At 64.6% G+C, this 12,015-nt stretch carries 10 protein-coding genes and 1 pseudogene; 9 read left to right on the top strand and 2 right to left on the bottom strand.

Annotated features, from left to right (window positions below):
* Positions 1-22 precede the first annotated feature (22 nt).
* From Q0687_RS04715 to hisC, 3 genes are all read left to right on the top strand, one after another.
* A complete protein-coding gene (locus tag Q0687_RS04715; protein WP_298872911.1) occupies positions 23-811 on the top strand; it encodes an SDR family oxidoreductase in 789 nt (262 codons plus the stop codon).
* A 115-nt stretch (positions 812-926) separates the two neighbouring features.
* On the top strand, positions 927-2,243 hold the full coding sequence (locus Q0687_RS04710; protein WP_298872909.1) for a chloride channel protein: 1,317 nt from the start codon (positions 927-929) through the stop codon (positions 2,241-2,243).
* Positions 2,240-3,298, top strand: a complete 1,059-nt coding sequence (hisC, locus tag Q0687_RS04705; RefSeq protein WP_298872907.1) for a histidinol-phosphate transaminase — start codon at positions 2,240-2,242, stop codon at positions 3,296-3,298. Before Q0687_RS04710 ends, hisC begins: the two co-directional genes overlap by 4 nt.
* Positions 3,299-3,411: 113 nt before the next feature.
* On the opposite strand, the gene Q0687_RS04700 is transcribed toward hisC, so the two are convergent.
* Positions 3,412-4,425 (bottom strand): zinc-binding alcohol dehydrogenase family protein, encoded by a 1,014-nt coding sequence (locus Q0687_RS04700; RefSeq protein ID WP_298872905.1) that lies wholly within the window; start codon positions 4,423-4,425, stop codon positions 3,412-3,414.
* Positions 4,426-4,546: 121 nt separating this feature from the next.
* On the opposite strand from Q0687_RS04700, the gene Q0687_RS04695 reads away from it, so the two are divergent.
* Positions 4,547-4,924 carry a helix-turn-helix domain-containing protein gene (locus Q0687_RS04695; RefSeq protein ID WP_298872904.1) on the top strand — a complete coding sequence of 126 codons (378 nt, stop codon included), beginning with the start codon at positions 4,547-4,549 and terminating at the stop codon, positions 4,922-4,924.
* A gap of 39 nt (positions 4,925-4,963) precedes the next feature.
* Here Q0687_RS04695 and Q0687_RS04690 read toward each other — a convergent pair whose 3' ends face one another.
* On the bottom strand, positions 4,964-6,595 hold the full coding sequence (locus Q0687_RS04690) for an OprO/OprP family phosphate-selective porin (protein ID WP_298872902.1): 1,632 nt from the start codon (positions 6,593-6,595) through the stop codon (positions 4,964-4,966).
* 315 nt (positions 6,596-6,910) lie between these two features.
* Between Q0687_RS04690 and Q0687_RS04685 the strand changes: the two genes are divergently transcribed.
* The 5 genes and pseudogenes from Q0687_RS04685 to Q0687_RS04665 all read left to right on the top strand — a co-directional run.
* Positions 6,911-8,317: a DegQ family serine endoprotease gene (locus Q0687_RS04685; protein ID WP_298872900.1), complete on the top strand. Its 1,407-nt coding sequence runs from the start codon at positions 6,911-6,913 to the stop codon at positions 8,315-8,317.
* A complete protein-coding gene (locus tag Q0687_RS04680) occupies positions 8,314-9,648 on the top strand; it encodes a replication-associated recombination protein A (RefSeq protein WP_298872898.1) in 1,335 nt (444 codons plus the stop codon). The genes Q0687_RS04685 and Q0687_RS04680 overlap by 4 nt, the downstream gene beginning before the upstream one ends.
* A gap of 56 nt (positions 9,649-9,704) precedes the next feature.
* The gene (locus Q0687_RS04675) at positions 9,705-9,989 is read left to right on the top strand and encodes a type II toxin-antitoxin system RelE/ParE family toxin (RefSeq protein WP_298872896.1); all 285 of its coding nucleotides are present in this window, start codon (positions 9,705-9,707) and stop codon (positions 9,987-9,989) included.
* A gap of 9 nt (positions 9,990-9,998) precedes the next feature.
* On the top strand, positions 9,999-10,316 hold the full coding sequence (locus Q0687_RS04670) for a HigA family addiction module antitoxin (protein ID WP_298872893.1): 318 nt from the start codon (positions 9,999-10,001) through the stop codon (positions 10,314-10,316).
* A pseudogene (locus Q0687_RS04665) lies at positions 10,313-11,449 on the top strand (RluA family pseudouridine synthase); the annotation flags it as partial. The gene Q0687_RS04670 and the pseudogene Q0687_RS04665, both read left to right, overlap by 4 nt.
* Positions 11,450-12,015 lie beyond the last annotated feature (566 nt).

Below are 12,015 nucleotides of genomic sequence, written 5' to 3'. Positions count from 1 at the left end.
CAACAGCAATGGAGATTGACTGATGAGGATCGACCTTTCCGGAAAGACTGCCCTCGTGACCGGCTCGACCGCGGGCATCGGCCACGCCATCGCCAAGGGCCTTGCTGCTTCCGGCGCCAGTGTTGTGATCAACGGGCGCGGCCAGGAAAAGGTCGATGCCGCCGTGCGCAAGCTGGAAGGGACGGGTGCCAAGGTGCGGGGCATCGCCGCTGACGTCTCGACCGCAGCGGGCTGCAAGGCGGTTGTCGCTGCACTGCCCGAGGTCGACATCCTCATCAACAATGCCGGCATCTTCGAGCCGAAGGGCTTTTTCGAGATTCCGGACGAGGACTGGAGCCGCTTCTTCGAGGTCAATGTGATGAGCGGCGTGCGACTCTCGCGCGCCTACATGCAGGGCATGTTGAAGCGCAACTGGGGCCGCATCGTCTTCATCTCCTCGGAGTCCGGGCTCAACATTCCCGCCGAGATGATTCACTACGGTATGAGCAAGACAGCCCAGCTCGCGGTCGCGCGTGGCCTCGCGCAGCTCACCCAGGGGACCAATGTGACCGTGAACTCGGTGCTCCCGGGCCCGACCATGTCCGAGGGTGTCGAGACCTTCGTGAAGGATCTCGCAAAGCAGAACGGACAATCGGTCGATGAGGCCGCCGCCAATTTCGTCAGGCAGCACCGGCCGAGCTCGCTGATCCAGCGTTTTGCCAGTGTCGACGAGATCGCCAACATGGTGGTCTATGTCGCCTCGAAGGAGGCATCGGCAACCAACGGCGCGGCGTTGCGGGCGGAAGGCGGCATCGTCAACACCATCGCTTAAGGCTGCGATCGGGCTTGGGGGCGGAGTTCCAGCCTAGCTGCTCTGCTCTTGTGCGCCCTTTCATTGGCTTGCGCCCCCTTTCATTCGTGGCGAGACGGGCTAAAACGGGGCCTCCATGCTCTGGCCCCTCTCGACTCGCCACAAACGCCTGTTCAGGCTGATCTCCGCGCGCTGGCAGCGGCGGGCGATTTTTCTGCTGGGTGGGATCGGGGTCGGCGCGGCAGCCGTGGCGCTGGCGCAACTCGCTGATCTCGCGCAGTACGCCTTTGCGCTTCTGCTGGCCAAGTCGCGCTATGCCGTGCTGGCGGTGACGCCACTCGGCTTCATGCTCTCAGCCTATATGACCCTCCGCCTGTTTCCGAATGCCCAGGGCAGCGGCATCCCGCAGGCGATCGCCGCGCGGCATCTGACGGATCAGGCAGCGCGCGAGAGCCTGGTCTCGATCCGGGTCGCGATCGGCAAGATGATCCTCACGCTGTTTGGGCTGTTGTGCGGCGGCTCCGTCGGGCGGGAAGGGCCGACCGTTCAGGTCGGCGCCTCCATCATGTTCGCGCTCGGTCGCGTCTCGCCGCGCCGCCAGCCCGGATTGATCCTGGCCGGTGCGGCCGCCGGCGTCGCCGCGGCCTTCAACACGCCGCTCGCGGGAATCGTCTTCGGCATCGAGGAGATGAGCCGTGCGTTCGAAACCCGCACATCCAGTCTTATCATTGCCGCCGTCATCGCGGCCGGCCTGACGTCGCTCGCGCTGGCCGGCAATTACGCCTATTTCGGCAGCAGCGCGATGTCGCTGGCGCGTGGCGCCGACTGGCTGGCCGTTCCGGCCTGCGGCGTCGTCGGCGGCCTTGCCGGCGGCCTGTTCAGCCGTCTCGTCATCGCCATGGCTCGCGGTTTCAAGAACCCGCTCGGGCGTGCGATCAAGGGCCATCCGCTGTTGTTCGCTTTTGCCTGCGGCTTCGCCGTCGCGATTTGCGGCCTGGTGTCCGGCGACACCATCTACGGCACGGGGTACGTTCAGGTGAAAGCGGCGCTGGATCACGGAACCCCGCTGCCGCAGGATTTTGGCGTGCTCAAGCTTCTGGCGACGAGCTTCGCCGCGATCAGCGGCATACCGGGCGGCATTTTTTCGCCCTCGCTCGCCATCGGCGCCGGCATCGGCAGCAACGTCGCTGCATTCTTCCACGACGCGCCGCTCGGTGCGATCATGCTGCTCGGCATGGTCTCGTATTTCGCCGGCGTCGTGCAGGCGCCGATCACCGCCTTCGTGATCGTGACCGAGATGACCGACAATCACGGCATGGTCGTGCCCCTGATGGCGGCCGCGCTGATCGCACATTTCGTCTCGCGGATGATCTGCGAGGAGGGGATCTATCACGCGCTCGCGAAAGGCTTTGTCGAGCGGGCGACGCGTCCGCGTGAGGGGGAGGAAAGATGAGCCGTTTCTGGAGCAGCCTGACGCATGAGTTGAAGCCCTATGTGCCGGGCGAGCAGCCGCGCATGGCGGATCTGGTCAAGCTCAACACCAATGAGAACCCGCTCGGTCCGTCGCCGCGGGCGCTGCAGGCGATCCGTGACGCGGCGGCCGATACGCTGCGTCTCTATCCGGACCCGCAGGCGACGACGCTGAGGGAGGTTCTTGCCACCTATCACGGCGTGAGACCCGAGCAGGTGTTCGTCGGCAACGGTTCGGATGAGGTGCTGGCGCATGCCTTCGTCGCGCTGCTCAAGCATGACGCGCCGCTGCTGTTTCCCGATATCACCTACAGTTTCTATCCGGTGTACTGCCGTCTGTTCGGCATTGCCTACGAGACAGTGCCGCTCGATCAGGCCATGCAGATTCGCGTTGCGGACTATCGTCGACAGGCTGGCGCGATCATTATCCCCAATCCGAACGCGCCGACGGGGATCGCGCTGTCACGCGCCGAGATCGCGACTTTGCTGGACGCGCATCCTGATGTGCCCGTGGTCGTCGATGAGGCCTATGTCGATTTCGGCGCGGAGACCGCGATTCCGCTGGCCGCGTCCCATCGCAATCTCCTGGTCGTGCAGACCATGTCCAAGTCACGCGCACTGGCCGGGCTTCGGGTCGGATATGCGATCGGCGATGCCGCTCTGATCGACGCGCTGACGCGCGTCAAGGACAGCTTCAATTCATATCCGCTCGGCCGGCCCGCCCAGGCCGGTGCGATCGCCTCCCTCGAGGACGAGGACTATTTCCAGCAGAGCCGCCGTCGCGTGATCGAGGGCCGGGTGCGGCTGATCCGCGGATTGAAGGAAGCGGGCTTCGAAGTGCTGCCCTCGCTGGCCAATTTCGTCTTCGCGCGCCATCCCGCCCATGAGGGGGCGAAGCTAGCGGCGGCGCTGCGGGAGCAGGCCGTGATCGTCCGCCACTTTTGTGCGGCTCGCATCTCCGACTATCTGCGCATCACCGTGGGCACGGATGAGCAGACCGACCGGCTGTTGGCGGCGTTGTCGGGGATCTTGCGATAGCCGCAAAAATCGCAGGGTGGGCAAAGCGCAGCGTGCCCACCCTCTGTCGACGTCATTGCGAGATGGTGGGCACGGCGCAAGGCGCCTTTGCTCACCCTACGAGACCGTCTCGGCTACCACCCCTCCAGCACAATCTTGCCGCGCGACTTGCCGCTCTCGAGCAACGCGTGCGCGCGCTTGAGGTTGGCCGCGTTGATCGTGCCGAAGGTCTGGTCGAGCGTGGTGCGCAGCACGCCCTTGTCGATGAGATCGGCGACGTCGTTCAGCAGGTGATGCTGCGCGATCATGTCAGGCGTCTGGAACGAGGAGCGCGTGAACATCGATTCCCAGTGCACCGAGATCGCCTTGCCCTTGAATGTGCTCATGGCGAATTCCGGGGGATCGTCGATCAGGCCGAAGCGGCCCTGCGGCGCCATGAACTCGGCGATACCCTTGTAGTGCTGATCGGTGAAGGTGAGGCTTGCGACCAGCGCGACCGGCGGCAGCTTGAGCTTCTCGATCTGCTCCTTCATCGGCTTGCCGTGGTCGATCACCGTGTGCGCGCCGAGATCAAGGCACCATGTCTGCGATTCCGGCCGCGTCGCGGTCGCAACCACGGTGAGGCCGGTGAGGCGTCGCGCGAGTTGGATCAGGATCGAGCCGACACCGCCGGCGCCGCCGGTGATCAGCAGCGTGCGCGGATCGACGCTCTTGCCGGGGACCGCGCCGAGACGATCGAATAGCAATTCCCAGGCGGTGATGGAGGTTAGGGGCAGCGCTGCGGCCTGCGCGAACGAGAGTGACTTCGGCTTGTTGCCGACGATGCGCTCATCAACCAGATGGAATTCGGAGTTGGTGCCCTGGCGCAGGATCGAGCCGGCGTAGAACACCTCGTCACCCGGCTTGAACAGCGTGACTTCGGGGCCGACGGCGTCGACGATGCCGGCGGCGTCATAGCCCAGAATCTTCGTCTCGCCCTCGGGCGGCGCGGCGCGCTTGCGCACCTTGTAATCGACTGGATTGGCCGAGATCGCCTTCACGGCGACGCGGATGTCGCGTCCCTTCGGCTCTGGCTTGGCGGTCTCGAAATCGATCAGCGCGTCCTGATCCTCGATCGGAAGCGACTTTTTGTAGCCGACGGCCTTCATGGCTTGTCTCCATCAGATGGCGTATTCGCTTGGCGTCTTAACTGTCGCGCTGGCTCCCATTTGGCAAGTACTGTACATTTGGGGATATAGTCCCTGTTTGGATACTATTGGGAAAATACAGATGAAACGGCGCAATTTTGCCCGTCGTCCGGGCTGTTCGGTCGAGGCGACGCTGGACCTGATCGACGGCAAATGGAAGGGGGTGATCCTCTATCATCTGCAGAGCGGCACCCAGCGCTTCGGCGAATTGCGCCGCATGATGCCAGGCATCACCCAGCGCATGCTCACCAAGCAGCTTCGCGCGCTGGAGGAGGACAAGCTCGTCATTCGCAAGGTCTATGCCGAGGTGCCACCGCGCGTGGAATATTGCCTCTCCGAGCTCGGTGAGAGCCTGCGGCCGGTCATCGACATTCTGAAAGCGTGGGGCGAGAGCCACCAGCAGCGGCTGTCCTGCGCACCGCCACCGGTGGTCGTCAGGAAACCGAAGCGCGCGGCGTAGATATCCGGGAGCGGCGTGCCGCTCCCGGAAGGGACCGCGTTAGAACGCGACCTGCGTGCGCATCGCGACCGCGTTGAACGTCGAGCCCGTGTTCACCGAGGAGGTGGCGCTCGCCTGCTTGGAGATGTCGCCATGCAGATAGTCGAGCATGAAGCGGACGTTGTTGTTGACGTACCAGTTCAGCGCCGCGGTATAGATGGTCTGGCGTCCACCCGCGATGCCGGCCGCGGTCGCAAGCTGATCGTTCAGGTTCATCTGGCTCACGCGTCCGGCGATTTCCCAGGCACCCCAGCCGCCACCGGTGAGTGAGACGGGATTGGCCGGCTTGATGCCACCGTAGGCAGCGTTCGCCGCATTGTAGGAGCGGGTCTCGCCGGTCAGGACATAACCGACTTGCGCGTAGCCGCCGTCGAATTTCAGGCTCGAGGCGCCGAACGGCGGCAGGCCCGTATTCGCCGTGCGGTCGACATTGAACCAGTAATATTCGCCTTGCGCGATGAACGAGCCGTAGATCGCGGCCGCTTCGACGCCGTAGACCTGCGCCCCGGAGACGTTGGCGATCGCAGCCGTCGAGATCAGCGTCGTCGGGTCGATGCGTAGCTCGGGCCGGTCGCTGAGCGTGAGCGTCTGCGCTTGCGTCACGAGGTTGCGCGGCGGCTGGATCAGCCATTCCGCGTCAGCACCGATGTGCACCGAATAGCCATTGCCACTGATCGGGTTGCCGGCGATACGAGCGACCGCGCCATATTGCTCGCTGCTGCCGGGCGGGGAGACGCTCGAGGCGGAGTGGATCGCGCCCGTGGTCGGTCCGGTGACATAGGCGCCCACCCAGAGCTGGTCATTCCACCAGCGGGTGCCGACCGCCGAACGGAAGTCGCCTGCTGCGATGTTTTGCGCGATCAGGCCGGACGAAGCGCGCTCCATGAACATGATGTCGTTGGAGCTGGTGGATTCGTCCATCGTCCAGGCGATGTCCATCACGCCGGCTTCGACCGCCATCTTGCCGCCGAACGGCTTGAGGCCGGTGTAGCTAAGATAGGCATTTTCGACGCCCGAAGTGCCGCCGCCCGGGAGGAAGCCGACAGGGGTGGCGCCGGCGGCGCCGGTGCCGCCGAAGCCGTCCGCCGAGCCGCCGAAATCATAGATCAGGGCGTAATTCCAGTCGCCGAAGAACTTGCCGACGATGCCGATGCGCGCGCGGCGGAGGTTCTCGCCACTGTCGAGCTTCTGCGGTGTCGTCGCCGCCGTGTCGGGACGGTAATTGTACCCGCCGACATCCCAATGCACCCGGCTCGTGATGGCAACGCAGTTCTGCTCGTCCGCGGTGCAGATGGTCGGCCGGTTGTTCGGCATCGTCACCACGACGCCTGACGGGGCCACCGGACCCTTGACCGGAATTGCCGCGTTGGCGTTGGCGAGAGCTGCCTTCGCTTCCGAGCGCGCTTCGGCCTTGGCCTCGGCTTTCGCATCCTGCCGGACTTTCGCCGTGGCGGCCGTGTTCGCGGCGGTCTGGTTCTGAAGCTTGTCGAGCTTCTGCTCCAGCATCTTCAACTGCTGCTTCAGGAGTGCGATCTCCTGCTCGCTATTGCTTGCTGATTGGGCCTGGGCCTGTGAGGCTGCCAGCACGCCGGCGAGACCAATCGCCGTGGCTGCTATTCTTGTCCTGCTCATGTCGTGACTCCATCCTTTGACGAACTTCCCCAAGTCGCAACGGGAGAGCCTAAGAGTGATCGATGACTGCCCCGCGACGGTGCGCGCCCGGCTCTGCGGTTCCCACTGATGCAAATTCGCCGCAACCGAATCCGCCTTGCACGAGAATGCAGGATGATGTGCATCATGCCAATCCACCGCCCCATGCAGATTGTGATTTCGCACGTCAGGCTTGCAGGCGGGACACACCGGAAAGGGGCTGAATATTGCCGCCCGGCGCCCTTCTATTGGGGAGCGAACGCGCCTATATTCCGGCGTCTTTTCCAAGAGGTAGGAATGTTTCGATCGACCTGGACCGCCGTCGTCACGGCATTGTGCATAGGCTTTTCGGCCCACTTCAATCCGGCTGCGGCGCAGGACCGTCGCGTGCCCTCGTCACAGGCCGAGCTGCGGCTGTCCTATGCGCCGATCGTGCAGCGGGTGCAGCCGGCGGTCGTCAACGTCTACGCCGCCAAGGTGGTGCAGAACCGCAACCCGCTGCTGGACGATCCGATCTTCCGCCGTTTCTTCGGCGTGCCTGGCCAGCAGCAAGAACAGGTGCAGCGGTCGCTGGGGTCGGGCGTGATCGTCGATTCCTCCGGGCTCGTCGTCACCAACGTCCATGTCATCGAAGGCGCCGACCAGGTGAAGGTGTCGCTATCGGACAAGCGCGAGTTCGAAGCCGAGATCGTCTTGAAGGACTCCCGCAGCGATCTGGCGGTGTTGCGCCTGAAGGATGCCAAGGAAAAGTTTCCGGCGCTCGAATTCACCAATTCGGACGAGCTGATGGTCGGCGACGTCGTGATGGCGATCGGCAACCCCTTCGGCGTCGGCCAGACCGTGACCCACGGCATCATCTCGGCGCTGGCGCGCACGCAGGTCGGCATCACCGACTATCAGTTCTTCATCCAGACTGATGCGGCGATCAATCCCGGCAATTCCGGTGGCGCGCTGGTCGACATGAACGGCCGGCTCGCCGGCATCAACACCGCGATCTACTCGCGCTCCGGCGGCTCGCAGGGCATCGGCTTTGCGATCCCCGCCAACATGGTTCGCGTCGTCGTCGCCTCCGCCAAGAGCGGCGGCAAGGCGGTCAAGCGGCCATGGCTTGGCGCGAAGTTGCAGGCGGTGACGCCGGAGATCGCGGAGAGCCTCGGCCTGCGCTCGCCGACCGGCGCGCTGGTCGCGAGCGTCGTTCCCAACGGACCCGCGGCGAAGGCCGGGCTGAAATCCTCCGACCTCATCACCGGGATCGACGGCCAGGTCGTGGACGATCCCAACGCGTTCGACTATCGCTTCGCCACCCGTCCGATCGGCGGAACAGCCCAGATCGACGTGCAGCGCGGCGGCAAGCCGCTCAAGCTGACGATCGCGCTCGAGACCGCGCCTGATATCGGCCGCAACGAGCTCGTCGTCACCGCGCGCTCGCCGTTCCAGGGCGCGAAGGTGTCGACCATCACGCCTGCGGTGGCCGACGAACTGCATCTCGATGCCGACACCGAAGGCGTCGTGATCACCGAGCTGGGTGACGACTCGCCGGCTGCCCAGGTCGGCTTCCAGAAGGGTGACATCATCCTGGCCGTCAACAACCAGAAGATCGGCAAGACCGGCGACCTCGAGAAAGTGGCAGGCGTCAGCCAGCGGCTCTGGCGCATTACGCTGGTACGCGGCGGTCAGCAGATCAACGTCACGCTGGGCGGATGAGTCCGAAGCGACCACAGGAGACGCCAACTCTCTTTGCCGCGGCGGGGCTCGATCACGACGCCCCGCATCCGCTGCCTGACAGGCTGCGGCCGCGGGCGCTGTCGGAGGTCGTCGGGCAGGATCACATCCTCGGGCCCGACGGCGCGCTGACGCGCATGCTGGAGACGCGCACGCTGGGGTCGCTGGTGTTCTGGGGACCGCCGGGCACCGGCAAGACCACGGTGGCGCGGCTGCTCGCGGATGCGACCGACCTGCATTTCGAGCAGATCTCCGCGGTCTTCTCCGGTGTCGCAGACTTGAAGAAAGCCTTCGATGCCGCGCGCGCCCGCCGCGAGATGGGCAAGGGCACGCTGCTGTTCGTCGACGAGGTGCACAGGTTCAACCGCGCCCAGCAGGATTCGTTTCTGCCCGTCATGGAGGACGGCACCGTCGTCATGGTCGGTGCCACCACGGAAAACCCGTCCTTCGAGCTCAACGCGGCGCTTTTGTCCCGGGCACGCGTCCTGGTGTTTCGCTCGCTCGATGCCGCCGCGATCGAAAAGCTGTTCGCGCATGCCGAGGAGGTCGAGGGTCGCAGGCTGCCGCTCGATGCGGAGGCGAGGGCGGTGCTGGTGCGCATGGCCGACGGCGATGGCAGGGCCTCGCTGACGCTCGCCGAAGAGGTGTGGCGCTCGGCGCGCGCGGACGAGATTTTCAATGCCGCGCAATTGCAGGACATCCTGCAGCGTCGCGCGCCGATCTACGACAAGTCGGCCGATGGCCATTACAACCTGATCTCGGCGCTGCATAAATCAGTGCGCGGCTCCGATCCGGATGCTGCGTTGTATTATCTCGCGCGCATGTTGGATGCCGGCGAGGATCCGCTGTTCCTGGCGCGCCGCGTCGTGCGCATGGCGGTCGAGGATATCGGCCTTGCCGATCCGCAGGCGCTCGTCATCGCCAATGCGGCCAAGGACGCCTTCGACTTCCTCGGCCATCCCGAAGGCGAGCTCGCCATCGCGCAAGCGGTGGTCTATCTCGCCACCGCGCCGAAATCGAACGCGGTCTACACGGCGTTCGGCACGGCGATGCAGGTGGCCAAGCAAGCCGGCTCGTTGCTGCCGCCGAAGCACATCCTGAACTCGCCGACCAAGTTGATGAAGTCGGAAGGCTACGGTTCAGGCTACGAATACGACCACGACGTCCCCGACGCTTTTTCGGGGCAGGACTACTTTCCGGAAGCCCTGGGCCGCCAGACCTTCTACGACCCGCCGGAGCGCGGCTTCGAGCGCGAGATCAGGAAGCGCCTGGACTACTGGGCGAAGCTGCGGAAAGAGCGGGGCGCGAAATAGACGCTTCGCTCAGATTTACTATTTACGTAACTCGTAAATCTTGTTAGGGTCGCGGTATGATCGTCAGCTACCGCGACAAGCGCACCGAGCGATTTGCCGCTGGCCAGCACGTTAAGGAATTCTCGGGATTTGCCCGCCAGGCAGAGACGCGTCTCGATCGATTAGATGCGGCAACAAGCTTGGCTGATTTGGCAGCGTTGCCTGGTAATCGGCTGGAAGCCTTGAAGGGCGATCGTACAGGACAATTCTCGATCCGGATTAATGATCAATGGCGGATCTGCTTCAGTTGGCCAGACGGGTCACTTGGCCCAACTGATGTAGAGATCGTCGACTATCACTAAAGGAAGCTCATGCCCCGCACGCCCATTCATCCCGGCGAACAGCTTGCCGAAGAGCTGCGCGAACTCGGCATAACTGCCGCGGAGCTGTCGCGTCAGATCGATGTGCCTGTCAATCGCATCACTGGTATCATCAACGGACAGCGCGGCATTACTGCCGATACGGCTCTGCGCCTAGGTCATTGGTTTGGCACCAGCCCGCAATTCTGGATGAATCTGCAACAGCAATACGAGCTGCGGCTGGCGGAGAAGGAGGTGGGCGCGCAAGTTGCGTCGCTGCCCCGGCGCGCCAACACGCAGTCGACACGAAAGCTTGGAAAAACCGCATGAGCCGCCGCATCAAGAGAATGAATCCAAAGCCTCGCGATCGCGATGAGCGCAAGGAATCGCGCCCGTTCAAGGCACGGAGCGCGAAGAAGGCCGGGCCGCGTCCGGGCGGCAAGCCCGGTAGCAAGCCACCGCGCTTTGCGGGCGAGCGCGCCGAGCGGCGTCCGCCCAAGGCGGAAGCGGAGAGGGCCGCGCCGGCAAAACCAGTCGAGGCGCTGCTGCCGACCAAGGTGCAGACCGTCACTGTCACGGCCGACGAGAACAACATGCGCGTCGACCGCTTCCTCGAAGCGCGCTTTCCCGGCCTGTCGTTCTCCCACATCCAGCGCGTCGTCCGCAAAGGCGAGCTGCGCGTCGACGGCAAGCGCGTCGACAGCAAGGACCGCCTGGAAGAGGGCCAGAGCGTCCGTATTCCGCCGCTGAAGCTCGACGCACCGAAGGCCGTCGACGAGCTCTCGGAAGGCGCGCAGAAGACGCTCAAGGCGCTGAAGGAGATGACGATCTACGAGGACGACGACGTCCTCGTGCTGAACAAGCCGGCTGGTCTCGCCGTGCAGGGCGGCTCGGGCATGACGCGCCACATCGACCAGATGCTGGAGGTGATGCGCGATTCCAAGGGTCAGAAGCCGCGCCTCGTGCACCGTATCGATCGCGAGACGTCAGGCTGTCTGTTGATTGCCAAGACGCGCTTTGCCGCGTCGCATCTCACCGGCGCGTTCCGCTCGCGCTCGGCAAGAAAAGTCTATTGGGCGCTGGTGCCGGGCCTGCCGAAGCCGAAGCAGGGCCGCATCTCGACCTTCCTTGCGAAAGAGGAGAGCGAGGACGACACCATCATGCGCATCGCCCAGCATGGCGACGAGGGCGCCAGCCACGCGGTGACGTATTATGCGGTGGTCGAGACCGCCGGCAACAAGCTGACTTGGGTGTCGCTGAAGCCCGTGACGGGCCGCACCCACCAGCTCCGCGCCCACATGGCGCATATCGGCCATCCCATCGTCGGCGATCCCAAATATTTCAACATCGAGAACTGGCAGCTGCCGGGCGGCCTGCAAAACCGCCTGCATCTGCTCGCGCGCCGCATCGTCATCCCGCATCCGCGCGGCGGCGTCATCGACGCCACCGCGCCGCTGCCGCCGGCGCGCACCTACCGCCAGGGCAAGGAGGGCCTGATCGACGTCGTCATCAATGACGCCGTCGCCGACCAGCTCAACCAGCGCTTGGCGACACTCGACCTGAGCCAGTTCCGCCAGCTGCGCGGCGACATCGCCAAGAAGCTGGAGGCGCGCGGCCTGCAGGTGCGGATCCTGGAGCAGCCGGTCAATCCTGACGACTATCCCAAGCGTAGTTCAGGCAGCGACGACAAGTTCGCCGACCACGATTACGCGGCGCTGCGCGCCAGCGCCGGCATCGACCGCCTGCTGCTGCTGCAGTTGCGCGACGCCGGCAGCGTGCGCAATTACTTCGGTTTCGTAGCGATCAGCGACGCCAAGGGCTACGCCCGCGTCAGCGGCCAGATGATCGACCTGCGCAACAGCGGCGTGCTGTGGAGCGGCGTCGCCGACCGCACCCACGATCCGGATTTCATCAGCGGGGGTACCCTGGAGATGACCCCACTCGACCTGTCGATCCTGGCCGCGATACATGCGGCCAGTACCGAGCTTTCCGACGACCTCGCTTTCTGAAATTGGTATGAACATGATCC

The organism is uncultured Bradyrhizobium sp. (genome assembly GCF_936928535.1).
GTDB lineage: Bacteria > Pseudomonadota > Alphaproteobacteria > Rhizobiales > Xanthobacteraceae > Bradyrhizobium.
Note: the sequence above shows the minus strand (reverse complement) of the source record. Positions and strands in the feature narration are given on the sequence as shown.